The organism is Pseudoduganella aquatica, from assembly GCF_009857595.1.
In the GTDB taxonomy this organism is placed as follows: Bacteria; Pseudomonadota; Gammaproteobacteria; order Burkholderiales; family Burkholderiaceae_D; genus Rugamonas; species Rugamonas aquatica_A.
Genome location: NZ_WWCU01000003.1, coordinates 1 through 25,605, shown reverse-complemented (window position 1 = coordinate 25,605; position 25,605 = coordinate 1). Strand labels below are relative to the sequence as shown.

Genomic DNA, 25,605 nt, shown 5'->3' with positions numbered 1-25,605 from the left:
CCACGCCGGAGCTGCTCCGGCGCGCATAAGGGGTAGAGGAGGTCGCCATGACCCGAACCTTGTATGCCTGGCTGACGCTGGCGTTCGCGCTGGCCTCGGCCTTGACTTTAACCCCGGCCTTGGCCTTGGCCGAGCCCGGCTTGCCCCCGCGCGGCGCGCTGCTCGCTGGCCCCACCCCCGTCCCCATCGACATCATCAGCGAAGTGGTCGACAAGCTCGAACCAGCGCTGCTGCGCAGCCTGCTGAAACGGCGCGACGGCCTGCTGGCCGTCACCGGCGAGCCGCGCTGCGCCATCGCCATCCACAGCCTGCGCTACCAGACCGTGGGCGGGCAGGGCGAGCCGGCCGACGCCGGCGCCGTCATCATGCTCCCCTCCGGCCCCGGCGCGCAATGCAGCGGCCCCCGACCGGTGCTGCTGTACGCCCACGGCACCGTGCTCGACAAAACCTTCAGCATGGCCCGCCTGAACGGCGAAGCGCGCCTGATCGCCTCCATGTTCGCCGCCCAGGGCTACATCGTGGTGGCGCCCGACTACGCGGGCTACGGCAGTTCCAGCCTGCCCTACCACCCCTACCTGAACGCCGACCAGCAAGCCAGCGACATGGTGGACGCGCTGCGCGCCGCGCGCATCGCCTACGCCATGCTGGGCGCGCAGGCCGCGCCGCAGCTCTTCCTCACCGGCTACTCGCAGGGCGGCTTCGTGGCGCTGGCCACGCAGCGCGCCATCCAGCAGCAGCACAGCGGCGAATTCAGCGTGACCGCCACGGCCGCGCTGTCCGGCCCCTACGCGCTGGCCCACATGGCCGACGACATCTTCAGCGGCCGCCCCAACACCGGCGTCACCTCCTATCTGCCCCTGCTCACCACTTCCGGCCAGCGCGCCGGCGCCGCCCTGTACAGCGCGCCGGAAGACCTGTACGAAGCGCGCTACGCCAGCGGCATAGAAAGCCTGCTGCCCAACAAGGTGCGGCTGGACGACCTGGTCAGCAAAGGCAAGCTGCCCAAGGGCGCGCTGTTCGCGCGCGACTCGCAGCCGCAGGCGGCCGACGCCTCCGCCTTCTTTGCCGACCGCAACCTGGTGCGCACCAGCTACCGCAACGCCTACCTGCAGGACATGGCCAGCAACCCCTGCGAGCTGGACCCGGCCCAGCCGCTGGCGTGCGCGCCGCAGCACACGCTGCGCAAATGGATGCGCAAGAACGACCTGCGCAACTACACGCCCACGTCGCCGCTGATGCTGTGCGGCGGCGCGCAGGACCCGGTGGTGCCGTTCTCCAACGCCACCGCCACCTATGCCTACTTCAAGGCCCACGGCGCAGCGCCGGTGCTGGTCGACCTGGAAAGCCCGCAGCCGGACGACGCGTATTTGCCGTTCAAGCAAGCTTTCGCGCACGAACGCGACACGATGCGGGCCGATGCTGTCAAAAAGGGTAGCGATGCTGTCAAGGCAGTGTCCGATCGCTACCACAGCCGGCTCGCTGCGCAGTACTGCCTGATGGCCGCCCGCAGCTTTTTCCAGTCTTCAATACCCTGAACCTGCTATGCTGATTTGACGGCGGAATCAGCGGAGTTCAGATGTTTTACCAGAAAGTTATCATCTCTTTAGTACTGGCGGTTCTGGCCGCCGGTTGCGGCGGCGGCAGCGCCGGCAATGGCGGCGTAACGGCGCCCGGCAGCACCAGTCCGGTGGTGATCGCACCCCCGCCGGCGCCTTCGCTGCGCGGCAACCTGGTGGGCGGCCCGGCCGCCGTCGCCGCCTACGAGCCGCAAGCCCTCAAGCAATTGCTCGACAGCGCGCAAAGCGGCACCAGCGCCATCACCAGTACGCCCGTGTGCGCCGTCGGCGTACACACCGTGCGCTATCACACCATAGGCTCGGCCGGCGAAGACACCGAAGCCAGCACCGCCGTCATGCTGCCCTCCGGCGCCGACCCGGCGTGCAGCGGCCCGCGCCCGGTGCTGCTGTACGCGCACGGCACCTCGCCGCTGAAGTCCTACGATATGAGCAAGCTCGACGGCACCGAAGCGCGCCTGATCGCCGCCATCTTCGCGGCCCAGGGCTTTATCGTGGTCGCGCCCAACTACGCGGGCTACGCCGGCTCCACGCTGGCCTACCACGCCTACCTGGACGGCGAGCAGCAGTCGGCCGACATGGTGGACGGCCTGCGCGCCGCGCGCGCCGTGTTCAGCCAGCTTGGCGCCAGCGCCTCGGCCAAGCTCTACGTCACAGGCTATTCGCAGGGCGGCTACGTGGCGCTGGCCACCCAGCGCGCCATGCAGACCCGCCACGCCGCCGAGTTCAGCGTGACGGCGGCGGCCGGCCTGTCCGGTCCCTACGCGCTGCTCAAATTCGGCGACGCCATCTTCGGCGGCGCACCCACCTTGGGCGCCACCGCCTTCGTGCCCATGCTGGTCAACGCCGGCCAGCACGCCGGCGCGGCGCTGTACGCCAGCCCCGGCGACATCTACGAAACGCGCTACGCCGGCGGCATAGAAAACCTGCTGCCGGGCACGGTTGGGCTGGGCGAACTGGCCAGCCTGGGCAAGCTGCCCGCCAGCGCGCTGTTCGCCTGGAACTCGGTTCCGCAGGCGGCCGGCAGCAAGGAATTCTTCAACGACGGCAACCTGATACGCACCAGCTACCGCGACGGCTATACCGCCGACATGCAGTTGCGTCCCTGCGACGTGGCCGGCAGCGATCCGCTGGCCTGCACGCCGGCGCATGCGCTGCGGCTGTGGCTGAAAAAAAACGATCTGCGCAGCTACGCCCCGGCCGCGCCGCTACTGTTGTGTGGCGGCGACGCCGATCCGCTGGTTCCCTACTACAACACCAACGCGGCGGCCGACTATTTCCGCGCCAAAAATCCGGGCGGCACGCTGCACGTGGTTAACGTCGATTCCACGCCCTCGCTGTTCGGCGACGACTATTCCCAGCCCAAACTGGGCTTCCTCGCCGCCAAGACCGCAGTGCGGGCCAATGCCGCCATCAGCGGCGGCTCCGGCGACGCCGCCGTGCGCGACGCCTACCATGCCGGACTGGTGGCGCCGTTCTGCCTGCGCGCCGCGCGCGACTTCTTCCGTGCCCGCTGAAAATGCCTGAAAATAGCGTTTTGCTGCATTGGGCGAAACTGCCTAATTTACAAAATTGCGCTATACATCCTCTGCTGAGGCTGGCATATTAGTCGGGTAGCGAATAGCACGCCCGTGCGTTTAAAACAAGAACATTATTTTTCAGGAGACACAATGCGTCACACCAAACTCGCCCTGGCAGTTATGGCCTCGGCAATCCTGGCCGCCTGCGGCAGCGGCAGCCCAGCCGGCGGCGATCAAACCCTCAAAGTCAAATTCGCATCCCAGGTATCGTTCGGCGACAGCCTGTCCGACGTGGGCAGCTACAACGTCGGCACCGTGCAAGCACTGGGCGGCGGCAAGTTCACCATCAACGGCAACAACACGGCGGCCAACCCTGCGCTGACCGGCAAGATCTGGATCGAACTGCTGGCCGCGCAATTCGGCCTGCCGGCGCCTTGCGCGGCACAGACCGGCCTGGACGGCAACGCCGCCAAGGGCTTCAGCGTGCCTGTCGTGAACCGTGCCGGCTGCTACGCCTATGGCCAAGGCGGCGCGCGCGTCACCAACCCTATCGGCGAAGGCAACAAAGCCGCCGGCAGCGAACTGGGCGCGCTGACCGTGCCGGTCGTCACCCAGGTCAAGAACCACCTGGCTGCCGTAGGCGGCAAGTTCAAGGGCGACGAGATCATCTTCATGTGGGGCGGCAATAACGACCTGCTGGTCAACCTGGGCGCGCTGTCCGCAGCGGCCACCGCCGCCGGCAACGCCGCCGGCAACACCGCCTTCGGCACCAGCCTGGTCGGCCAGCTGGCCGCCGGCGCCACCAATCCGCAGACCGCCGCCGCCTCCATCGGCCTGGCCCTGGCGACCGAGAGCGCACGTCCCGGCCACACCGACACCTCGGTGGTGACCGCCGCCGTGACTGCCGCCGTACTGGCCGGCAACAAGAGCGCTGCCGTACCGGCCACCCAGGCCGCCATCGTCGACAAAGCCAAGGCTGACGGCGCCGCCGCCGGCGCCAAGGCCGGCGCCGACTACGCCGCCGCCAACGGTCCTGCGCTGGTGCCGCAAATGGTCACCGCCGCCAAGGACGTGGTTGCGCTGGTGAAGAACCAGCTGCTGGCCAATGGCGCGAAATACGTGGTGGTCAACAATATTCCCGACATCGCCAACACGCCGTCCGGCCTGGCGCAGTCCGAATCGACGCGCGCGCTGATCAACGCCATGGTGAAAGCCTTCAACGACGTCATTGCCACCGACCTGGCCGGCATGGACACCGTGCTGCTGATCGACGCCTTCTCGGAGAACCACAACCAGGCCACCAACCCTGCGCCGTACGGCCTGACCAATGTCAAGGAAACCGCCTGCGACCTGACCAAGAACCCGCTGGGCAGCTCGCTGGCATGCAACGCCACCAACATCAAAGCTGGCGACGTCAGCCACTACGCCTACGCCGACAACGTCCATCCGACGCCGTTCCTGCACCAGCTGCTGGCACGCTTCGTGGCCGAAAAGATGGTTGTAAAAGGCTGGCTGTAATCACTGCATTCCTGGAGACATAACAAGATGAAAATTCGTATCAATACCGCAGTGAAAGCGCTGGCCCTGGCCGCCGCCATGGGCGCCGCATCGGGCGCGTCGGCGCAGGCAGCAGGCGAGTGGGTTGTGAAGGCCGGCCTGAACAAGATCACCCCCAAGGTCAAGAGCGGCAACGTGAGCGCCCCGGCGCTGCCGGAAAGCCGTGCCGACATCGGCGCCGACACCCAGCCGGTGTTCACCATCGGCCGCATGTTGACCGACAACTTCTCGGTCGAGCTGGACCTGGGCGTGCCGTACAAGCACAAGATCTACGGTTCGGGTTCGCTGGAAGGCACCGGCCAGCTGGCCACGTCGGAAGTGCTGCCGCCGACCGCCTTCCTGCAATACCACCTGTTCGAGCCGACCGCCAAGTTCCGTCCTTACGCCGGCCTGGGCGTGACCTACGCCTACTTCCGCAGCGAAACCGGTTCCGGCCAGCTGACCGCGCTGCTGAACCCGGGCGGCCCGCCGTCGACGTTCTCGATGAAAAACAAATGGGCCGCCAGCGCCCAGCTGGGCGTGTCGATGGCCATCAACGAAAAATGGTTCGCCGACATCAACGTGGTCAAGACCAAGCTGAAGACCTCGGCGCGCTACTCCACCGGCCAGACCATGGACGCCGCGCTGGACCCGCTGGCCGTCGGCGTCACGGTGGGCTACCACTTCTCCGGCTTCTAAGCGCGTAAAAAAACCGCCGTCAAGGCGGCGGTTTCTCTGCTCCAAAAAGGGGTCAGGGTTAATTAATTTAGCAACTAAATTAATTAACCCTGACCCCTTTTTTTGTTATTGGAAAGCCTGGATGCCGGTTTGGGCGCGGCCGAGGATGAGGGCGTGGATGTCGTGCGTGCCTTCGTAGGTGTTCACCACTTCCAGGTTGACCATGTGGCGGATGACGCCGAATTCGTCGGAGATGCCGTTGCCGCCGAGCATGTCACGCGCGACGCGGGCGATGTCCAGCGATTTGCCGCAGGAGTTGCGCTTCATCATGGAGGTGATCTCCACCGCCGCCGTGCCGGCGTCCTTCATGCGGCCCAGCTGCAAGCAGCCTTGCAGGCCCAGCGTGATCTCGGTCTGCATGTCGGCCAGCTTTTTCTGCACCAGCTGGTTGGCGGCCAGCGGACGGCCGAACTGCTGGCGGTCCATGGTGTACTGGCGCGCGGTGTGCCAGCACGCTTCGGCCGCGCCCAGCGCGCCCCAGGCGATGCCGTAGCGCGCCGAGTTCAGGCAGGTGAACGGGCCTTTCAGGCCGCGCACGTCCGGGAAGGCGTTTTCTTCCGGGCAGAACACATTGTCCATCACGATTTCGCCGGTGACCGAGGCGCGCAGGCCGAATTTGCCGTGGATGGCGGGCGCGCTCAGGCCGGCCATGCCTTTTTCCAGCACAAAGCCGCGGATCGCGCCTTCGTCGTCCTTGGCCCACACCACGAACACGTCCGCCACCGGCGAGTTGGTGATCCACATCTTGGCGCCGGACAGGGCGTAGCCGCCCGGTACTTTCTTGGCGCGGGTGATCATGGAGCCGGGGTCGGAGCCGTGGTTGGGCTCGGTCAGGCCGAAGCAGCCTATCCATTCGCCGGTGGCCAGCTTGGGCAGGTATTTCTGCTTCTGCGCCTCGGTGCCGAATTCGAAGATGGGCACCATCACCAGCGACGATTGCACGCTCATCATGGAGCGGTAGCCGGAGTCCACGCGCTCGACTTCGCGCGCGATCAGGCCGTAGCTGACGTAGTTCAGGCCGGGGCCGCCGTACTGGTCGGGGATGGTGGGGCCCAGCAGGCCCAGTTCGCCCATTTCGCGGAAGATGGAGGTGTCCATGCGCTCGTGGCGGAACGCTTCCAGGATGCGCGGGGCCAGCTTGTCCTGGCAGTAGGCGGCGGCGGCGTCGCGCACCATGCGTTCTTCGCTGGTCAGCTGGTCGTTCAGCAGCAGGGGATCGTCCCAGTGGAATTGCGCGCGGGCTTGGCTCATGGTGTGTCCTGGTCTCGGGTTATGTGAATGATCCCAGCATTCTAAGACGCCCGCCCGCGCCCGGCTTTTCAAATGGCGACACCAATTTCCGTTTTTTAGCCCAGGCTGCGGAAGCCGCCGCCGTGGAACACCAGCGGCGCCTGCGGCGAGAATTCGCAGTGCTCCACTTCGCCCACGAAGATCACGTGGTCGCCTTCCGGGTAGCGGCTGCGGTTGTGGCATTCGAACCAGGCCACGGCGCCCTTCAGGATGGGCTGGCCGGTGCGCGACAGCTCGTACTCGGCGCTGGCCCACGGGTCCTCGCCGCGGCTGGAGAACAGCTTGGCCAGGTGGGCCTGGCCGGCGTTGAGCACATTGATCACGTAGTGCGAGTTGCCGGTGAAGATGGGCAGGCTGTTGGCGCCGTTGGCCAGGCTCCACAGCACCAGCGGCGGGTCGAGCGAGACGGAATTGAAGGAGCTGGCGGTCAGGCCGCGGAAGCTGCCGTCGGCCAGGCGGGTGGTGATGACGGTGACGCCGGTGGCGAACTGGGACAACGCCTGGCGGAAATGCGGCGTATCGAATTCACGCGAGTCGGCGCGGGGGGAGCTAATATTCATTGGAAACCTGTAATTTCCAACATTATGCCAAAGAATAGGAGCGCATATCATTTGAAGGTGCATGCGCCTGCGCTTTGCGTTACAGTAGCCATCATCACAGCATACTCTGAGCGGGAGGCGCGGTATGACTAGCAATGCGGGGGCGGCTGACGTAGCCGTATTCGGCGGCGGCTGCTTCTGGTGCACGGAGGCCGTCTACCTGGAGGTGCGCGGCGTGCACAGCGTGGTGTCCGGCTACACCGGCGGGCAGCAGCCCGATCCCAGCTACGAGCAGGTGTGCACCGGCGCCACCGGCCATGCCGAAGTGGTGCGGCTGGAATTCGATCCGGCCGTGGTCAGCTACCGCGACCTGCTGGAGATTTTCTTCACCATCCACGACCCCACCACGCTGAACCGCCAGGGCAACGACGTCGGCACCCAGTACCGCTCGGCGATCTATTACCAGTCGCCGGAGCAGGAGGCCACCGCGCGCCAGGTGATGGCGGAAATGGCGGTGGTGTGGGACGCGCCCATCGTCACCGAACTGTCGCCCGCGCAGCCCTTCTATCCGGCCGAGGCCTATCACCAGAACTATTTCGAGCAGCATCCTTTGCAGGGCTATTGCGCCTTCGTGGTGGCGCCCAAGGTGGCCAAGTTCCGCAAGACCTACAGCAGTAAATTGAAATAAATCGGCGCTGCACCCCGCTGTACCCCGCTGTACTCATAACGCATATAACAATAAGTGGCTGCCCATGAAGGTAGTGATCGTTGACGATACCCACATCAACCTGGTGCTGATGTCGCGCCTGATCGGCAAGCTCGAAGGCGTGGAGACCGTCAGTTTCCAGGCCGCGCGCGCGGCCCTGGACTGGTGCAACAGCAATGCCTGGGACCTGCTCATTATCGACTACATGATGCCGGACATGGACGGCCTGGCGCTGATCGCCGCGCTGGCCGACGGCGTGCACGCCGACCCGCGCGAGCGCCCGCCGGTGCTGATGGTGACGGCCAGCACCGACGTCGAGGTGCGCCACCGCGCGCTGGAAAACGGCGCCAGTGACTTCCTCATCAAGCCCATCGACAAGGTGGAATTCCTGGCCCGCACGCGCAACATGCTGCAGCTGCGGCGCGCCACCGTGGGCCTGCGCGGGGAGGTGCGCAAGGCCACCGCCGAACTGCGCGCGCGCGAGCAGGAGACCATCATGCTGCTGGCGCGCGCGTCCGAATACCGCGACCCGGAAACCGGCGCCCACATCCTGCGCATGGCGCACTACTCGCGCCTGATCGCGGCCGAACTGGGGCTGTCCGAGCAGCAGCAGGAGGACATCCTGAACGCGGCCCCCATGCACGACGTGGGCAAGGTCGGCACGCCGGACCACATCCTGCTCAAGCCCGGCCGCCTGAATGAAGAGGAGATGGTGGTCATGCGCCAGCACGCGCGCATGGGCTACGACATCCTGAAGGGCAGCCAGGCGCCCATGCTGCAGCTGGCCGCCGAGATCGCGCTGAGCCACCACGAGCGCTGGGACGGCGGCGGCTACCCGAACGGCCACGCCGGCGAGCAGATCCCGCTGGTGGGCCGCATCGTGGCCGTGGCCGACGTGTTCGACGCGCTCACCAGCGTGCGGCCCTACAAGCAGGCCTGGAGCATGGACGCGGCGCGCCAGTACCTGCTGGACAACTGCGGCAGCCATTTCGACGCGCGCTGCGTGCAGGCGCTGCTGGCGCGCTGGGGCGAGGTGCTGGCCATCAGCGCGCGCTACCGCGACGAGGGCACGCCGGCCTGAGGCCTGGCCGCGCCGCGCATGCAATCCGCCCGCCTAAAAAAACTGGTGCGGCGCGCGCTCGGCGCGCTGGACGAGGCCGAGGTGGAGCACCGGCTGGCGGCCTTGCGCGCCCTGGGCGAAACCACGCTGGCCAACGGCCTGCAGGCGCTGCTGCAGGAGGGCGAGCGCGCCGACCCCGGCCTGGCGCCGCGCCTGCGCGAGGTGGAGCGCGAGCTGGCGCTGGTGCGCGCCGACAATCTGCTGCTGAGCCAGGAGCTGCAGCGCCGCGCGGGCGCGCAGGCCGACGCCGGCGCCAGCGAAGAGACGGCGCAGCGCCTGGCCGCCATGCTGGCCGGCCTGGCGCAGCAGCGCGAGCCGGAGGACGACGCGCGCCACCGGCAGGAGCTGACCGAACAAATCCTGGACCAGCTGCCCATCCCCGTGTTCCTGAAGGACCGCGACGGCCACTTCCTGCGCTTTAACAAGCGCTTCGAGGAATTCACGCAGCGCACGCGCGAGGAGATCCTGGGCCGCACCATCGAGCATTTCGCCTCGCCGCGCTGGGCCGAAGCCACGCGCGCCGAGGACAGCCTGGCCTGGAGCAGCGGCCGCATGGTGACCAGCGAGCGGCGCCTGATGAGCTTTGATCCGCCGCGCGACGTGCTGGTCAGCCGCAACGTCATCAACAGCGGCGGGCGCAGCTATATGCTGGGCTACTTTATCGACATCAGCGAGCAGCGCGCCGCGCGCGACGCCATGCAGCGCGCGGTGGAATCGGCCGAAGCGGCCAGCCGCGCCAAGAGCGAATTCCTGGCCAATATGAGCCACGAGGTGCGCACGCCCATGAACGGCATCCTGGGCATGACGGAGCTGGTGCTGGAATCGGAGCTCACGCCGGAGCAGCGCGCCGACATCGGCCTGGTGCGCGCCTCGGCGGACGCCTTGCTGGCCATCGTCAACGACATCCTGGACTTCTCCAAGATCGAAGCCGGCAAGCTCGATATCGAGGACGTGCCTTTCGACCTGCGCCAGATGGTGGAGGACAGCGTGCGCGTGATGGCGCTGCGCGCGCGCCAGAAAGGGCTGGCGCTGCGCTGCGAACTGTCCGCGCAGCTGCCGCGCAATGTGAAGGGCGACCCCGGCCGGCTGCGCCAGGTGCTGATCAACCTGATCGGCAACGCCATCAAGTTCACCGCCGAAGGCAGCGTGGCCGTGGCGGTGGCGCTGGGGCGCGAAGACGGCGAGCGCTGCGACATCGGCTTCTCGGTGGCGGACACCGGCATCGGCATCCCGCTGGAAAAGCAGAAGCTGATCTTCGAGGCCTTCGCGCAGGTGGACGGCTCCACCACGCGCGAATACGGCGGCACCGGCCTGGGCCTGACCATCTGCCGCCGCCTGGTGATTTTGATGCAGGGCCAGATCGGCGTGCGCAGCGAGCCGGGGCAGGGCAGCGTGTTCAGCTTCACGGTGCCGCTGCGGCACACCAGCCTGGCGCCGGCCGCGCCGCTGCCGCCGCTGTCCAGCCTGCCGCCAGCGCGGGGGCTGGTGATGGGCGAGGGCGATGCGGCCGCCTCGCCGCCCGCCGCCGCGCGCGTCGCCAATCTGCGCAGCGGGCGCGATCGCCGCCGCGACATGGCGGCGGCAGGCCGTCCCGGCTATCCGGCCGAAGGGCGCGACGGCAGCCTGCGCGTGCTGCTGGCGGAGGACAACCCGGTCAACCAGCGCCTGGCGCTGCGCCTGCTTGAAAAACTGGGCCACCGCGCCACCCTGGTCGACAGCGGCCTGACCGCGCTGGAATACGCCACCCACGCCAGCTACGACGTGGTGCTGATGGACGTGCAGATGCCCGGCCTGGACGGCCTGTCGGCCACGCGCCATATCCGCGTCTGGGAACAGAGCCGGGAGCAAAACGTGGCGCAGCGCCGCCTCCCCATCATCGCCATGACCGCGCGCGCCATGGCGGGCGACCGCGAGCGCTGCCTGGAAGCGGGCGTGGACGCCTACCTGTCCAAGCCCATCAGCCTGGCGCGCCTGCGCGAAGCGCTGGCCAAGTGCGCGCCCGGGCCGGGCGAACAGGTGCTGGACTGGCCGGGTTCGCTGCAGCGCCTGGACGGCGACCAGGACCTGCTGCGCGAGCTGGCGGTGCTGTTTGTGCGCGACGGGCCGCAGCTGTGGCGCGACGTGCTGCGGGCGCTGGCCGCGCGCGACGAGCAGGGCGCGCAGCGCGCCCTGCACAGCCTGAAGGGCGTGCTGGTCAACTTCGGCGCCGCGCGCGCCATCGCCGCCGCCGGGCAGCTGCGCACCGGCGTGGACGGCGCCGCCATCGCCGCCATGGAAACGGCGCTGCAGCAGCTCTACGGCGCGCTGGCCGGATACATATAGCCGCGCGACCAGGGCAGCACGCGCGGATTGCGGCCCGCCTTGCCGCACACAATCTGGTACAGGCTCAGCAAGTCCTGCTCGAAGCCATACACGCAGCCCGCCAGGTACACATGCCAGATGCGGAAGCGCTTGTCCCCGGCCAGCGTCTTGATGCGCTCCGCTTGGGCTTCAAAATTATCGGTCCAGATCGAGCAGGTGCGCGCGTAGTGGCGGCGCAGGTTCTCCACGTCGTAGGCCTCCAGGCCGCCCTGCTGCATGGCCTTGAGCACCTGGCCCAGGTGCACCAGCTCGCCGTGCGGGAACACGTATTTGTCGATGAACTCCCCGCCGCCATACGGCGTTTCGCCGTTGTCCGGATCGGTGCCGGTGATGCCGTGGTTCATGGCCACGCCGTCCTCCGCCAGCAGGCTGCCGATGGTGTTGAAATACTCCGGCAGATGCTTCAGGCCCACGTGCTCGAACATGCCCACGCTGGTGATGCGGTCGAACTGGCCGCGCACGTCGCGGTAGTCCTGCAGGCGGATTTCCACCAGGTGCTCCAGCCCCGCCGCGCGCACCCGCTCGCGCGCCAGCTCCAGCTGGTTCTGCGACAGCGTAATGCCGACGCAGCGCGCGCCATACTGCTGCGCCGCGCGCAGCACCAGCGCGCCCCAGCCGCAGCCGATGTCGAGCAGCGTCTGCCCCGGCTGCAGGCGGATCTTGCGCAGGATGTGGTCTATCTTCTTGGCCTGGGCCGTGGCCAGGTCCTCGTCGCCGCGCTCGAAATAGGCGCATGAATACACCATGGCCGGGTCCAGGAACTGCTGGTAGAACTCGTTGGAAACGTCGTAGTGGTAGCGGATCGCCTCGGCGTCCCGCTTGCGGTCATGGGTGAAATTGCGCGCGATGCGGGCGAAGCGCCCCTGTTCCTTGAGGGTGGAGCGCGCCAGCGCGTTCACCACCGCGATCATGTCGCGCGCCGCGCCGCGCACCTCGATCAGGCCCTCGACATAGGCCGAGCCCAGGTTGGACAGCGACGGCGTGAGCAGATAGCGCGCCGCCGACGCGCGCGGCAGGCGGATGGTGACGCGCGGCGGTTCGGCCGAAAAATCGAACTGCTGGCCGTTCCACAATTCTATGCGCAGCGGCATGGCGATCTGGTGCCGCACGCCCGCCATCCAGGCGCTCAGTCGGTTTTGCGCGAACAAGGTAGCCTCCCATGGTCATGAACATGATCAGGGCTGCAAGCGCTCCTTCTTCCAGCTGCCGTCCGCTTGCAGCGTAAATACGATGCGGTCATGGAAGCGCGAGCGGCGGCCCTGCCAGAACTCCACCCGCTCCGGCACCAGGCGGTAGCCGCCCCAGTGCGGCGGGCGCTGCGGCTGGCCGCCGCTGGCCGCTTCCACGGCCGCATACTTCTCCTCCATCTCGGCCCGGCTGGCGATGTGCTCGCTCTGCTGCGAGGCCACCGCCGCCAGCTGGCTCTTCACGGGCCGGCTGTAAAAATACGTGTCGCTGTCCTCGGCCGAGGTTTTCTCCACCCGGCCCTCGATGCGCACCTGGCGCTCCAGCTCGCGCCAGAAAAACAGCAGGGCCGCATGCGGATTCTGCGCTAGCTGCCGGCCTTTCTGGCTCTCGTAATTGGTGTACCAGGTGAAGCCGCGCTGGTCGTATTGCTTGATCAGCACGATGCGCGAGCTCGGCTTGCCGTCCGCGCCCACGGTGGCCACGCTCATGGCGTTGGCCTCGAATACTTCGGCCTTCATGGCCTCGCCGAACCACTTGGCGAACTGGTCCACCGGGTGGTCCAGCGTGTCGGCCTCGTCCAGGCTGGCGCGGCCGTAATCGAGCCGCAGGTCGGCGAGGTCCACCCCGGCCGCCACGGGGGCTTGCGCCGGCGCTGGCGCCGCTGCCGGCGCCAAGCCGCGGCGCGCCTGCATGGCGTCGCCCAGTTCCCGCATCTGCGCCGGGCTGAACAGGCGCTTGGCCATGGGCGCGATATGCTGCTCTTCCTGCTCCATATGGGCCGTGTAGTCGGCCACGAACTGCTGCACCGCGTCGGCGGACAAAGCCGTATCTGTCCCTATGGCAATTTTGTCAAGTTGTGATTTGATTATAAGCCAATCCGCATCCATTTGCCGGTGCTGTGCAAGGATGCGCGGCATCAGTTCATGCAGCAGGGCCGCGTCCGCGTCCTGGGCCGTGCCGTCCAGCATGGGCAGCAGATTGTGCTCCTCGTCCTCGTGGTGCAGATGGGCCGCGTTGTTGAAGTATTTCAGCACCGCGTGCGCCGCCTGGCGCGCCTGGTCGTCGGCGCCGAACTGGGGCAGGTGGGCCAGCAGCTTCTGCAGCGTGGCGAGCTGCTTGCGGATGCGGTCGTGGCAGTGCTTCAGGACGGCGATGGGCTGGCCGAAGTCGGGTGCGGTGTCGATCAGGGAGGTGCTCATGGTGGGCTTGGTCGGGGTGGTCTACAATGTTATCAGTCAGGTCAGACAGTCATTCTAGAATAATCTTTGCCGCCGCGTCCGCTAAAATGGCGGCATGAACCAACTTACTCCCTCCCTCGCCACGGACGTCGATACGGACGTCGACTTCGAGCGCCGCTTCGGCGGCATCGGCCGGCTGTACGGCCAGGCGGCGCTGGAACGCTTCCGCAACGCCCACGTGTGCGTGATCGGCGTCGGCGGCGTCGGCTCCTGGATTGTCGAAGCGCTGGCCCGCAGCGCGGTCGGCCGCCTGACCCTGATCGACCTCGACAACGTGGCCGAATCGAACATCAACCGCCAGATCCAGGCGCTGGCCTCCACCGTCGGCCAGGCCAAGATCCACGCGCTGGCCGAGCGCATCGCGCTGATCAACCCCTACTGCCAGGTCACGCAGATCGAAGACTTCATCGACGAGGACAACCTGGACCGGATGGTGGGCGCGCAGGGCTACGACTACGTGGTCGACGCCATCGACAGCGCCAAGGCCAAGACCGCGCTGGTGGCCTACTGCCACCGCAAGAAGATCCCGCTGATCGTGATCGGCAGCGCCGGCGGCAAGACCGACCCGGCCAAGATCGAAGTGCGCGACCTGTCCAAGACCGAGCAGGAGCCCTTGCTGAAAAAAGTGCGGCGCCGCCTGCGCAGCAACTACGGCTTCCCGCCCGGCATGAAGAACAAATACAACATCGACGCCGTATTCTCGATGGAGCCGCTGCAGCTGCCGAACACCGGCGAAGCCTGCTCGATCGACGGCGACGAGCGCGCCGTCACCGGCCTGAACTGCGCCGGCTACGGCTCGGCCGTGGTCGTGACCGCCACCTTCGGCATGGTCGCCGCCGGCCACGTGCTCAACAAACTCGCCGCCCAAGCCCCCCTCGCCCCCATCCCCGCCGAAGCGGCCTGAGCCGCATTCACACCACTTCGGGGTCTGACCCCGGGGTGGGGGAATGCGGCTTAGCTCGCTTGCGTAAGCCATTGATTTGGTTAGACATGTTTTGTGGCAATGGGGACGTAGACGCCGCTGGGCAGGGATTCGACCAGGGCGACGTTGCTGGCGTGCCATAGCACCGGCGGGAAATCGGCCTGCGGCGGGGCTGTTTTGGCTTCACGGGCGAGCGTGACGTGGGGCTTGAACTGGCCGTGCGTGGCGGCGGAAAAGCCGGCCGCTTCCAGCCTTGCCATCAGCTCGGCTTGCAGCGCCAGCAGCGCGGCGGGGGGATCCGACATGCCGGCCCAGCCTGTGCGCGGCTTGTGGAAGTAGCCCAGGCTGTCTATCCGCAGCCGCAGCGCGGGCACGTCCAGGCCGGCCAGGATGTCGAGCAGCGGCGCCAAGGCCGCTGCGGGCTGCTGGCCGAGGAAGGCCAGCGTCAGGTGCAGTTTGGCGGGGGCGATGGCGCGGCCGGGCGCCAGCGGCTGCAGCCGCGCCAGCGCGGCGCGCGTGTCTTCGTCCGGCCACAGCGCGAAAAAAAGCTTGCGCCCGGGCGGCTGATTAATTGCATCGGGTGGCTGATTTGTTATCATGTGCGTCGCTTGAAACCTCAACGAAAGAATACATCATGACCCGTAGTTCCGTTTTGTTCGCTTTCCTGTTCGCCGCTGCCGCATCGGTGGCGCAGGCCGCCGGCCAGGCGCCCGCCGCCGCCGCAGCACCGGCCGCCGCGCCGGAGGCGCCGGTGGTGGTGGGCTCGGCCCAGCCCGGCCCGGCCGCCGATGCCTTGATCATCAACGACGTCAAGGTGGGCGGCGGCAAGGAAGCCGCGGCCGGCAACATCGTGCGCGTCAATTACACCGGCTGGCTGTACCGCCCGCTGGCCAAGAACCAGCGCGGCAAGAAGTTCGACAGCTCCATCGGCCGCGAGCCGCTGGAGTTCACGCTGGGCAAAGGCCAGGTCATCAAGGGCTGGGACCAGGGCGTGCAGGGCATGAAGGTGGGCGGCAAGCGCGTGCTGATCATCCCGGCGGACCTGGCTTACGGCCCGCGTTCGGCCGGCGAGATCCCGCCGAATTCGGCGCTGACCTTTGAAGTGGAACTGCTGGACGTGAAATAATGCGCGGCAGGCCGTGCGCCCCTATGGCGCGCGGCTTGCAGTGGGCGTAGACTGAAGCTCCGAGCCACGAGAGCGGAGCTACGCCATGAATATTGCCAACGATGTGACTGAACTCATCGGCAACACGCCGCTGGTTCGCATCAACCGGATGGCCGCCGGCGCGCCGGCCCAGATCCTTGCCAAGCTGGAGTTCTACAGCCCCGCGCACAGCGTGAAAGACCGCATCGGCCTGGCCATGATCCAGGCCGCCGAAGCCGCCGGGTTGATACGCCCCGATACCATCATCCTCGAGCCCACCAGCGGCAACACCGGCATTGCGCTGGCCATGGTGTGCGCCGCGCGCGGCTACCGCTGCGCGCTCACCATGCCGGACACCATGAGCCGCGAGCGCCGCATGCTGCTGCGCGCCTATGGCGCCGAGCTGATACTGACCCCCGGCAGCGAAGGCATGCTGGGCGCCATCCGCCGCGCCGAACAGATGGCCGAAGCGGACAAGCGCTACCTGATCCTGCAGCAGTTCAACAACCCGGCCAATCCGGACGTGCACCGCCGCACCACCGCCGAGGAGATCTGGCGCGACACCGACGGCCGCGCCGATATCCTGGTGGCCGGCGTGGGCACCGGCGGCACCATCACCGGCGTGAGCGAGGTGCTGCGGGCGCGCAAGCCGTCCTTTCAGTGCATCGCCGTGGAGCCGGAGGCGTCGCCCGTGCTGTCGGGCGGGGTCAAGGGGCCGCATCCCATCCAGGGCATAGGCGCGGGCTTCGTGCCGGGCGTGCTGAACACGCAGGCCTACCAGGAGGTGATACGGGTGGCCAACGAGGACGCCTTCGCCACCGCGCGCACGGCGGCGTCGCAGGAGGGCCTGATGGTGGGGATTTCTTCCGGCGCCGCGCTGTGGGCGGCGATCCAGGTGGCGCGCCGGCCCGAGAACGCGGGCAAGCTGATCGTCACCATCATCCCCTCGTTCGGCGAGCGCTACCTGAGCACGGCGCTGTTCTCGGGGCTGGCGGACTAGGAAGCTGCCGCTTCAGGGCGCCTTCAGGCAGCAGGCGTGGTCGGTGGTGCCCATTTCCACTTGCAGCGTGCAGTGGTGTACCGAGAAGTCGGCCTTCAGGCGCGCGGCGATGTCGTCCAGCGCTTCGTCGCCGGGATGGCCATCGGGCATGACCAGGTGGGCGGTGAGCGCCGTTTCGGTGGTGCTCATGGCCCAGATGTGCAGGTCGTGCACGTCGTTCACGCCGGGGCGGGCGCGCAGGAAGCGCGCCACTTCGGGCGCGTTCACCGAGTCCGGCACGGCGGCCAGCACCAGCTTGAGCGCCTCGCGCAGCAGCGCCCAGGTGCTCACCAGGATAATCACCACGATGGCGATGCTGACCAGCGGGTCCAGCCAGGTCCAGCCGGTCCACATCACGGCCAGGCCGGCCAGCAGCACGCCCAGCGAGATGGCGGCGTCGGCCGCCAGGTGCAGGTAGGCGCCGCGGATGTTGATGTCGTCCTTGGCGCCGGCCATGAACAGCCAGGCCGAGAAGCCGTTGACGGCGATGCCCACCGCCGCCACCACCGAGACCGTCAGGCCGTGCACCGGCGTGGGGTTCATCAGCTGCTGCACGGCTTCCCAGGCGATGGCGCCGCAGGCGGCCATCAGCAGCAGGGAGTTGAACAGCGCGGCCAGCATGGAGCTGCTGCGCAGGCCGTAGGTGTAGCGCTGGTTGGGCGCGCGCCTGGCCAGGATGGCAGCGCCCCAGGCCAGCATCAGGCCCAGCACGTCGGACAGGTTGTGGCCGGCGTCGGCCATCAGCGCGGTGGAGTTGGCCATGAAGCCGTAGCCGAATTCGATGGCCACAAACACCGTGTTGAGCGCAATGGCGATGGCGAAGGCGCGGCCCTGGCTGTTCGGGTCGCCGTGGTGGTGGTGATGGCCGCCGTGGCTGTGGTCGTGGCCATGGCCGTGACCATGGTTGTGGCCTTCGCCGTGACTGTGATCATGGCCGTGGCCATCGCCGTGGCTGTGCGCCGGCGCGTGCTTGTGCTGGCCGTGGCCGTGGTGGTGGTTGTGATCGTGTGGCATGGTTACTTTTGCAGTTCGGCCTGGATCTGGTCGCGGGCTTTGGCGTCCAGCTTGCCGATGGCGCGGGTGAGTTTTTCGGCCTGGGCCAGGGCGGCGGCTTGCTCCTGGGTGAGCGCCGGAGCCGGCGCCAACGCGGCGGGTTTGCTGAACAGGGCTTGCAGGCCGACCACCAGCAGCGCCGCCAGCAGGGCCGCCGTGGCGGCAATGCCGGCCGCCGCGGCCAGCAGGCGCTGTTCGCGCGGCGTGACCAGCGGGGATTGCGTGGCGATGGGCTTGACCGGGCCGGCCGGGGCGGGCTCATAGGCCGCCGCCTTGGCCGGCGGCAGGCCGCCCGCCGCGCGCACCTGTTCGGCCAGTTCCAGCGAGGCCGCGTCGATGCGCGCGACGTGGCGCTCGACCGACTCGGCCAGCACCGCCTCGTTCAGCGCCACCAGCGCGAAGATGGGGTCGTCGATGTCGACCTTGACGCCGGTCTTTTCAAATACGAGGCTGCGCAGCTTGTGCTGGTCCATGGCGCCGTCCTTTTACCAGCTGACTTTGTCGAGCTGCTCGAACAGGTCGCGGAACACCACCTTGATGCGCTGTTTTTCCATGACGTTGAACTTGTCGCTGGCTTTCACTTCCTCGGCCGTCAGGCGCGCCGTGTTCATCTTCTTGATGTCGGCGCCGAAGGTGTCGGCGTTGCGCTGCGAGAGCACCACGCGGCCCGCCACCCGCTCGGCGTTGTCGGCATAGGTCTGCGATTCGATGAAGGACTTGCCGGAGGCCGACACCAGCTGGCCGAAGTGCTCGTTCTCCCACAGCACCAGCGGCACCGAGGTCGATTTGGCGGTCGACAAAAAGCCCATGGCGGTGTCGTGCAGGGTGTCGCCGCCGCCGACGATGGTGTGGATGTAGGCCTTGCGGCCCGATTCCTGCAGCAGCGAGAAGCAGTCGTTTTCGATCAGGTAGGCCACCAGCGGCGAGAAGGTGTTGGCGCCGTTGTCGATCACGCAGTTGCCGTCTTCCTCGAGGATGTCTATCATCAGTGCGTCGAAGCGCTTGGGGTCGATGGTGCGCGCGTCCGTCATCACCGGCACGTGTTTCACGGCCATCGCCTTGTAGCGCGAGAAGGTGGCGTTTTCCTGGTCGGTGTCGTAGCAGCGCAGCGGCGTTTCGTCCTTGGCCGCCAGCCATTGCGCCAAGATTGTGGAAACCAGCGTCTTGCCGATGCCGCCTTTGCCCTGAAGGATGAAATGTACCGTGTTCTGCATGAAGTTCTCGTGAGTTACGCGTGATTAGTCGGCCAGCCCGGCTCGCACTATACCAAAAAGCGCAGCAGCCCTTGCAGCGAATGCGCCACGGCCTGTTCGCGCACGGCGCGCCGGTCGCCGCCGAAGACCAGCCGCTCGGTGCGCGTGCCGCCCGGGCCGGACCAGCCGAAGCACACCGTGCCGACCGGCTTGCCGGGCACCGCGCCGCCCGGCCCGGCGATGCCTGTCGTGGACAGCGCCACTTGCGCGCCGCTGTGCGCCACCGCGCCGGCCGCCATCGCGGCCGCCACTTCCTCGCTGACGGCGCCGTGCTGCGCGATCAGTTCGGCCGGCACGCCCAGCAGCTCGCTCTTGGCTTCGTTGGAGTAGGTGACAAAGCCGCGCTCGAACCAGCCGCTCGAGCCGGCAATGTCCGTCACCGCCTGCGCCGCGCCGCCGCCGGTGCACGATTCGGCCGTGGCCAGCAGCAGGCCCTTGCTGTGCAGGGCACGGCCCACCTCGGCCGCCAGCCTCCCGAGCGCGTCCTTGTCCAATGTGTCGCCCATAGCCTTGTCCATATATGATTTGCGAGAGCACATTCTAGCCCGCCGCGCCTTGCGCAAGGTCAAAAAAACCTGCTCAGCAATGCCAAAAATGCGTACACTCGTTTGGCCTGTACCTTTACCGATGAGAGGGGAGACATGCAGTTTGCAAGCCTGCCACGCCTGCTGCCGCAATTGTTTTTCGTGCTGCTGATACTGGCGGCTCATCTGCGCATTCAGGCCCAGGCGCAATCTGGCACGGCGGACCCCAGCCTGGAGCGGCAGGTGAAAGCCGCCTACCTGGTCAAGTTCGCCGGTTTCGTGGAATGGCCGGACGGCAGCTTTGTGCGCCCGGACAGCCCGCTGCTGATCGGCGTCATGGGCGCGGACGCGCTGGCCGAGCAGCTGGAGCGCAGCGTGGCCGGCCACAGCGCCAACGGCCACCCGCTGCAGGTGAAAAAACTGAAGAAGGGCGAGCCGCCCGGCCAATTGCACATGCTGTTCGTCGGCGCGCTCGACAAGGCCAGCCTGCAGGACGTGCTGGCCGCCACCCGCAGCCAGCCCCTGCTCACCGTCTCCGACAGCGAGGAGGCGCACGCCCTGGGCAGCATCGTCAATTTCCTGCTGGCCGACGAGCGGCTGCGCTTCGAGGTGGCGCTCAAGCCGGCCGCCGCCGCCCGCATCCGCATCAGCGCGCGCATGCTGTCGGCCGCCTACCGCGTGGCGCCGGGGGCCATATGAGCCGGGAGCCCATCATCCGCATGCGTTCCCTGCGCGGCAAGCTGCTCGGCGTGGTCATGCTCACCACGCTGGTGGCGCTGCTGGTGTCGCTGGCCATGATCGTGGCCTACGATTTGCGCGCCTACCACCAGAGCGTGAGCGGCGACATGAGCACGCAGTCCGAACTGATCGGCCACATGAGCAGCGCCGCGCTGGCCTTTGACGACAAGGCGCTGGCCAAGCAGACCCTGTCGCTGCTGCGGCTGCGGCCCAAGGTGAACGCCGGCGCCATCTACAACGCCAGGGGCAAGCTGTTCGCCAGCTATGTGGCGCCGGGCCAGGACGTGCATTTCCCGCAGCGGGCCGAGGCCGAGGGCATGCGCTTCGAGAACGGCAAGCTCACGCTGTTCAAGCCCATCGTCGACAATGGCGAGCTGCTGGGCACCGTCTACTTGCGCGCCGAGTACGAGATGCTGGGGCGCGGCGTGGACTACGGCGTGATCGCGCTGCTGGTGATGCTGCCGGCCATGGGCGTGGCCTACCTGATCATGCGCCGCGCCGACTACATCATCACCCGCCCCATCCTCGATATCCGCGACGTGGCGCGCGAGGTGGTGCAGACCGGCGACTATTCGCGCCGCGCCGCCCGCACCAGCGAGGACGAGGTGGCGCAGCTGGTGGAGTCCTTCAATTCCATGCTGAGCGAGGTGGAGACGCGGCAGCGCGCGCTGGCGCAGTCGAACGGCGAGCTGGCGCGCGAGGCCGAGCAGCGCGCCCAGGCGCAGCAGGAGGTGATGCGGCTGAACCAGGAGCTGGAGCAGCGCGTGCACGAGCGCACCTTGCAGCTGGAGGCCACCAACGGCGAGCTGGCCATGGCCATGGAGGAGGCCAAGAGCGCCAACCAGGCCAAGTCGGCCTTCCTGTCGTCCATGAGCCACGAGCTGCGCACGCCGCTCAACGCCATCCTCGGCTTCGCGCAGATACTCACCTCGGACAAGCTGCCCTCCACGCTGCCGCAGAAAAAAGAGTTCGCCAACCATATCCTGAAGTCCGGCCGCCACCTGCTCACGCTGATCAACGAGATACTGGACCTGGCCAAGATCGAGTCGGGCGCGGTGGCGCTGTCGATGGAGCCGGTGGCGCTGCAGGAGATGCTGCAGGAAGTGCAGAGCATGACCGAGCCGCTGGCGGCCGCGCGCGGCATCCGCATGCTGTTCCCGGACGCCTGCGCGTTCAGCGTGGACGCCGACCGCACCCGCCTCAAGCAGGTGCTGCTCAACCTGCTCTCCAACGCCATCAAGTACAACCGCGAGGGCGGCGCGGTGGTGGTGGACTGCAGCGGCAGCGGCCCGGGCCTGCTGCGCCTGTCGGTGCAGGACACCGGCACCGGCCTCAAGGCCGAGCAGGTGGCCATGCTGTTCCAGCCCTTCAACCGCCTGGGCCAGGAGAGCGGCCCGGAGGAGGGCACCGGCATCGGCCTGGTGGTGACCAAGCGCCTGGTGGAGCTGATGGGCGGCGTGATCGGCGCCTCCAGCAGCCCGGGCGTGGGCAGCCTGTTCTGGATCGAGCTGCGCGCCATCGATCCGCTGCCCTCGCTGGCCGGCAGCGAGGCGGCGCGCGCGCTGGCCGTGCCGGCCGGGGCGCGCGGCCCGGAAGCCCCGGCTTCCATCCTGTATGTGGAGGACAATCCGGCCAATTTGAAGCTGGTGGAGGAAATCATCAGCTTCCGGCCCGATCTGCGCCTGCTGCCGGCGCCGGACGCCCATCTCGGCATCGAACTGGCGCGCGTGCACCAGCCGGACATCATCCTGATGGACATCAACCTGCCCGGCATGAGCGGGCTGGAGGCCATGCGCGTGCTGCGCAGCGACAGCCGCACGCAGCACATTCCTGTGATCGCCCTGACCGCCAACGCCATGCCGCGCGACATAGAAAAAGGAGTTGCGGCAGGATTCTTCCGTTACCTCATCAAGCCGATCAACATTGATGAATTCACGGAGGCCATCAGCAGCACGTTGGCCCATATTGCAGAACGCGCGGCGCTCAAGGCGGGCCGCGCCAGCAAGGAAACGTCATGATTACCCAGGCCGACATCCTTAACGCGAAGATCCTGATCGTGGACGACCAGGCGGTCAATGTCCAGCTGCTGGACTATCTGCTCACCACCACCGGCTACCTGGCCGTCAGCTCCACCACCGATCCGCGCGTGGTGGCGCCCTGGCACGAGCAGCACAACTACGACCTGATTATTTTGGACCTGCACATGCCCGGCATGAGCGGCTTCGACGTGATGAACGCGCTCAAGCCGCTGGAGGCGGACGCCTACCTGCCGGTGCTGGTGGTGACCGCGCAGCCGGACCACAAGCTGGCCGCGCTGGAGGCGGGCGCGCGCGACTTCGTCAGCAAGCCCTTCGACCCGGTGGAGGTGCTGACCCGCATCCGCAACATGCTCGAAGTGCGGCTGATGCACCGCGAGTCGAAGAACTACAGCGCGGTGCTGGAGCAGACCGTGCGCGAGCGCACCGCCGAGCTGCAGCGCTTCCGCAGCGCCATGGACGCCACTGCCGACGCCATTTTCCTGATCGACGTGGCCACGCTGACGCTGGTGGACGTGAACGACGGCGCCTGCCGCATGCTGGGCTACGAGCGCGCGCAGCTGCTGGCGCTGGAGCCCGAGCGCATCGGCCTGGGCCAGCGCGCCGATTTGCAGGCCCACTGCCGCGCCGTGCTGGCCGCCACCGTGCGCACGCCCGAGCTGCTCGAGACCGAACTGACGCGGCAGGACCTGGCGGCGGTGCCGGTGGAGCTGTACTGGCAGCTGCAGCAGGGCAGCGCCCAGCCCACGCTGATCTGCGTGGCGCGCGATATCAGCGAGCGCCGCCAGGCCCAGGAGCGCCTGCTGCACATGGCGCACTACGACAGCCTGACCGGCCTGCCCAACCGCACCCTGTTCTTCCAGACGCTGGCGGAATCGATCGAGCTGGCGCAGGACAAGGAGTGGCGCATCGTGGTGCTGTTCATTGCGCTGGACCGTTTCAAGAACGTCAACGACTCGCTGGGCACGGCGGCCGGCGACGAGCTGCTGCGCCAGTTCAGCAGCCGGCTGGTGCAGTGCGTGCGCATCCGCGACACTGTGGGCCGCCTGGGCGGCGACGAATTCGCGCTCATCCTCACCATGACGCGCAACCAGCAGGACGCGGTGCTGGTGGCCAACGAGGTGCGCGAGGCGCTGCGCGCGCCGTTCGACCTGGACGGCCACCCAGCGGCGCTGACGGCCTCCATCGGCATCGCCATGTATCCGGACGACGCCACCGAGCCCGAGACCCTGGTCAAGTACGCGGACACCGCCATGGAGCGCGCCAAGCAGGCCGGCCGCGACGGCTACCGCTTCTTCACCGCCGGCATGAACGTGCAGGTGCTGGCGCGGCTGGACCTGGAGCTGGCGCTGCGCCGCGCGCTGGACGAGAACGAGCTGCTGCTGTACTACCAGCCCAAGGTGAACCTGACCACGGGCCGCATCAGCGGCGCCGAGGCGCTGCTGCGCTGGCAGCGGCCCAACTACGGCCTGGTGTTCCCGGCCGAGTTCGTGCCGGTGCTGGAGGACACGGGGCTGATCGTGCGCGTGGGCGCCTGGATCATCGACGCGGCCTGCCGCCAGATCGCGGCCTGGGCGCGTTCCATGGTGGGGCCGGTGACGGTGGCGGTGAACGTGTCGAGCCGCCAGTTCGTGGAGGGCGACCTGGAAGGGGAGGTGCGCGCCGCGCTGGCGCGCCACAAGGTGCCGCCGGAGTTGCTGGAGCTGGAGCTGACCGAGACCGCGCTGATGTCCAACGCCGAGCGCACCATCGGCGTGCTGGAACGGCTCAAGGAGCTGGGCGTGAAGTGCTCGATCGACGATTTCGGCACCGGCTATTCCTCGCTGGCCTATCTGCAGCGCTTCCCTATCGACAAGCTGAAGATCGACATCGCCTTCGTGCGCGACATCACCACCAATCCGAACGACGCGGCCATCGCGCTGGCCATTATCAGCATGGCGCACAGCCTGAAGCTGCGGGTGATCGCCGAGGGCGTGGAGACGCGTCCGCAGCTGGAATACCTGCGGCGCAACCGCTGCGACGAGATCCAGGGCTATTTCTTCAGCCGTCCTTTGCCGGCGGACGAGATGGGGCAGTTGGTGGAGGGCGGGCGCAGCCTGCCGCCGGACCCGAACCAGGCCGCCGAGCCGCCGCAGACCCTGCTGATCGTGGATGACGACGTGAACGTGCTGTCGTCGCTGCACCGGCTGTTCCGGCGCGACGGCTACCGCATCCTGACGGCGGCCACGCCGGCCGAAGGCTTTGAGCTGCTTGCGCTGTATCCGGTGCAGGTGATCGTGTGCGACCAGCGCATGCCCATCATGAGCGGCACGGAATTCCTGAGCAAGGTGAAGGAGATGTATCCGGATACCATACGGATTATTTTGTCCGGATATACCGGGCTGGAGGCGGTACTCGATTCGATCAACCGGGGCGCGATTTACCGCTTCTACACCAAGCCCTGGGACGACATCCAGCTGCGCGACAATATCCGCCTGGCCTTCCACCATTATTGGCTGATGCACGGCACCGGGCGCCGCGTGGGCGATCCGGGCGAGGATCATACGTCGCTGGCCTGATTCGGCGGGTTACGCTACGCTAACCCGCCCTACGGTCATTCGCCCGCCGCGTTGCCGCGTTGCCGCTTACGCGCTCCCGAAATGGTCGAATCCTTGCAGCGCGAGCGCCAGCGGCGCACCCTGCGCGTCCACCAGCCGCAGCCCGGGCTCGGCCTCGATGCGTCCCACGCGCGTGACCGCCGTGCCGCTTTGCACGCCGGCCGCCAGCACCGCCTCGCGCTGCGTAGCGGGCGCCGTAAAGCACAGCTCATAATCATCCCCGCCCGCCGCCGTGTAGGCGCGCCGCCATTCCTGCGCGCAGCGGGACAGCACCGGCCCGGCCGGCAGCGCGTCCACGTCCAGCGTGGCGCCCACCCTGGACAGCTTGAGGATATGCCCGATATCCCCCACCAGCCCGTCCGAAATATCAATCGCCGCGTGCGCGATGCGCCGTTCGGCCAGCAGGCGCCCCAGCGCCACGCGCGGCGTGGGCGCATGCAGGCGCGCCGCCGCCGCCGCGAAATCCTCCCCGCGCGCCAGCTCCTCGCC

The 25,605-nt window shown here is 67.6% G+C and carries 23 protein-coding genes; 13 read left to right on the top strand and 10 right to left on the bottom strand.

From position 1 onward, the window contains the following. The first annotated feature begins 47 nt into the window (after positions 1–47). The 4 genes from GTP77_RS03675 (at position 48) to GTP77_RS03660 (ending at position 5,329) form a co-directional block, all read left to right on the top strand. Positions 48–1,535, top strand: a complete 1,488-nt coding sequence (locus GTP77_RS03675) for an alpha/beta hydrolase family protein (RefSeq protein WP_161070823.1) — start codon at positions 48–50, stop codon at positions 1,533–1,535. Between the two features lie 41 nt (positions 1,536–1,576). Beyond that, positions 1,577–3,091, top strand: a complete 1,515-nt coding sequence (locus GTP77_RS03670; protein ID WP_161070822.1) for an alpha/beta hydrolase family protein — start codon at positions 1,577–1,579, stop codon at positions 3,089–3,091. A 153-nt stretch (positions 3,092–3,244) separates the two neighbouring features. Then, positions 3,245–4,612, top strand: a complete 1,368-nt coding sequence (locus GTP77_RS03665; protein ID WP_161070821.1) for an SGNH/GDSL hydrolase family protein — start codon at positions 3,245–3,247, stop codon at positions 4,610–4,612. 27 nt (positions 4,613–4,639) lie between these two features. Further along, entirely contained in the window at positions 4,640–5,329 is a 690-nt protein-coding gene (locus tag GTP77_RS03660; RefSeq protein WP_187358601.1) for an OmpW/AlkL family protein, read from the top strand. 105 nt (positions 5,330–5,434) lie between these two features. On the opposite strand, the gene GTP77_RS03655 is transcribed toward GTP77_RS03660, so the two are convergent. Both GTP77_RS03655 and GTP77_RS03650 read right to left on the bottom strand, forming a co-directional pair. Beyond that, complete coding sequence (locus GTP77_RS03655) at positions 5,435–6,619, bottom strand: acyl-CoA dehydrogenase (RefSeq protein ID WP_161070820.1); 1,185 nt, start codon at positions 6,617–6,619, stop codon at positions 5,435–5,437. A gap of 95 nt (positions 6,620–6,714) precedes the next feature. Then, a complete protein-coding gene (locus GTP77_RS03650; protein WP_161070819.1) occupies positions 6,715–7,218 on the bottom strand; it encodes a flavin reductase family protein in 504 nt (167 codons plus the stop codon). A 124-nt stretch (positions 7,219–7,342) separates the two neighbouring features. Between GTP77_RS03650 and msrA the strand changes: the two genes are divergently transcribed. The 3 genes from msrA to GTP77_RS03635 all read left to right on the top strand — a co-directional run bounded on the left by msrA (position 7,343) and on the right by GTP77_RS03635 (position 11,345). Continuing rightward, complete coding sequence (msrA, locus tag GTP77_RS03645) at positions 7,343–7,885, top strand: peptide-methionine (S)-S-oxide reductase MsrA (RefSeq protein ID WP_161070818.1); 543 nt, start codon at positions 7,343–7,345, stop codon at positions 7,883–7,885. A 64-nt stretch (positions 7,886–7,949) separates the two neighbouring features. Next, positions 7,950–8,984: an HD-GYP domain-containing protein gene (locus GTP77_RS03640; protein ID WP_161070817.1), complete on the top strand. Its 1,035-nt coding sequence runs from the start codon at positions 7,950–7,952 to the stop codon at positions 8,982–8,984. A gap of 18 nt (positions 8,985–9,002) precedes the next feature. Continuing rightward, on the top strand, positions 9,003–11,345 hold the full coding sequence (locus GTP77_RS03635; RefSeq protein WP_161070816.1) for a PAS domain-containing hybrid sensor histidine kinase/response regulator: 2,343 nt from the start codon (positions 9,003–9,005) through the stop codon (positions 11,343–11,345). Here the strand turns inward: GTP77_RS03635 and GTP77_RS03630 are convergent. Further along, the gene (locus tag GTP77_RS03630) at positions 11,318–12,532 is read right to left on the bottom strand and encodes a class I SAM-dependent methyltransferase (protein ID WP_161070815.1); all 1,215 of its coding nucleotides are present in this window, start codon (positions 12,530–12,532) and stop codon (positions 11,318–11,320) included. The two genes, GTP77_RS03635 and GTP77_RS03630, sit on opposite strands and share 28 nt — an antisense overlap. Positions 12,533–12,559: 27 nt before the next feature. Beyond that, a complete protein-coding gene (gene pdxH, locus GTP77_RS03625; RefSeq protein ID WP_161070814.1) occupies positions 12,560–13,771 on the bottom strand; it encodes a pyridoxamine 5'-phosphate oxidase in 1,212 nt (403 codons plus the stop codon). 94 nt (positions 13,772–13,865) lie between these two features. On the opposite strand from pdxH, the gene tcdA reads away from it, so the two are divergent. Continuing rightward, positions 13,866–14,714, top strand: a complete 849-nt coding sequence (gene tcdA, locus GTP77_RS03620; RefSeq protein WP_161070813.1) for a tRNA cyclic N6-threonylcarbamoyladenosine(37) synthase TcdA — start codon at positions 13,866–13,868, stop codon at positions 14,712–14,714. An 80-nt stretch (positions 14,715–14,794) separates the two neighbouring features. Here the strand turns inward: tcdA and thpR are convergent, their stop codons facing one another. Next, positions 14,795–15,331, bottom strand: coding sequence for an RNA 2',3'-cyclic phosphodiesterase (gene thpR / locus GTP77_RS03615; protein WP_161070812.1), 537 nt, complete (start codon positions 15,329–15,331; stop codon positions 14,795–14,797). 35 nt (positions 15,332–15,366) lie between these two features. Between thpR and GTP77_RS03610 the strand changes: the two genes are divergently transcribed. Both GTP77_RS03610 and cysK read left to right on the top strand, forming a co-directional pair. Beyond that, positions 15,367–15,858, top strand: a complete 492-nt coding sequence (locus tag GTP77_RS03610) for an FKBP-type peptidyl-prolyl cis-trans isomerase (protein WP_161070811.1) — start codon at positions 15,367–15,369, stop codon at positions 15,856–15,858. A gap of 85 nt (positions 15,859–15,943) precedes the next feature. Further along, positions 15,944–16,876 carry a cysteine synthase A gene (cysK, locus tag GTP77_RS03605; RefSeq protein WP_161070810.1) on the top strand — a complete coding sequence of 311 codons (933 nt, stop codon included), beginning with the start codon at positions 15,944–15,946 and terminating at the stop codon, positions 16,874–16,876. A 12-nt stretch (positions 16,877–16,888) separates the two neighbouring features. Here the strand turns inward: cysK and GTP77_RS03600 are convergent, their stop codons facing one another. The 4 genes from GTP77_RS03600 to GTP77_RS03585 are packed head-to-tail and all read right to left on the bottom strand — an operon-like array spanning position 16,889 to position 19,727. Beyond that, entirely contained in the window at positions 16,889–17,929 is a 1,041-nt protein-coding gene (locus tag GTP77_RS03600; RefSeq protein ID WP_161070809.1) for a cation diffusion facilitator family transporter, read from the bottom strand. Positions 17,930–17,931: 2 nt separating this feature from the next. Continuing rightward, entirely contained in the window at positions 17,932–18,441 is a 510-nt protein-coding gene (locus tag GTP77_RS03595) for a hypothetical protein (protein ID WP_161070808.1), read from the bottom strand. A 12-nt stretch (positions 18,442–18,453) separates the two neighbouring features. After that, positions 18,454–19,182 carry a P-loop NTPase family protein gene (locus GTP77_RS03590; RefSeq protein ID WP_161070807.1) on the bottom strand — a complete coding sequence of 243 codons (729 nt, stop codon included), beginning with the start codon at positions 19,180–19,182 and terminating at the stop codon, positions 18,454–18,456. A gap of 47 nt (positions 19,183–19,229) precedes the next feature. After that, a complete protein-coding gene (locus tag GTP77_RS03585; RefSeq protein WP_161070806.1) occupies positions 19,230–19,727 on the bottom strand; it encodes a CinA family protein in 498 nt (165 codons plus the stop codon). Positions 19,728–19,862: 135 nt separating this feature from the next. On the opposite strand from GTP77_RS03585, the gene GTP77_RS03580 reads away from it, so the two are divergent. Genes GTP77_RS03580 through GTP77_RS03570 form a run of 3 tightly spaced genes read left to right on the top strand, consistent with a single transcriptional unit; the run spans position 19,863 to position 25,077 of the window. Beyond that, positions 19,863–20,444: a TOL_0243 family YfiR-like periplasmic protein gene (locus tag GTP77_RS03580; protein WP_161070805.1), complete on the top strand. Its 582-nt coding sequence runs from the start codon at positions 19,863–19,865 to the stop codon at positions 20,442–20,444. Beyond that, positions 20,441–22,501 (top strand): sensor histidine kinase, YfiR-like protein-associated, encoded by a 2,061-nt coding sequence (locus GTP77_RS03575; RefSeq protein ID WP_228893891.1) that lies wholly within the window; start codon positions 20,441–20,443, stop codon positions 22,499–22,501. The genes GTP77_RS03580 and GTP77_RS03575 overlap by 4 nt, the downstream gene beginning before the upstream one ends. After that, complete coding sequence (locus tag GTP77_RS03570) at positions 22,498–25,077, top strand: EAL domain-containing protein (RefSeq protein ID WP_161070804.1); 2,580 nt, start codon at positions 22,498–22,500, stop codon at positions 25,075–25,077. The genes GTP77_RS03575 and GTP77_RS03570 overlap by 4 nt, the downstream gene beginning before the upstream one ends. Before the next feature lie 66 nt (positions 25,078–25,143). Here the strand turns inward: GTP77_RS03570 and GTP77_RS03565 are convergent. Beyond that, the coding region (locus tag GTP77_RS03565) for a thiamine-phosphate kinase (protein WP_260048364.1) at positions 25,144–25,605 on the bottom strand (462 nt) is incomplete at its 5' end.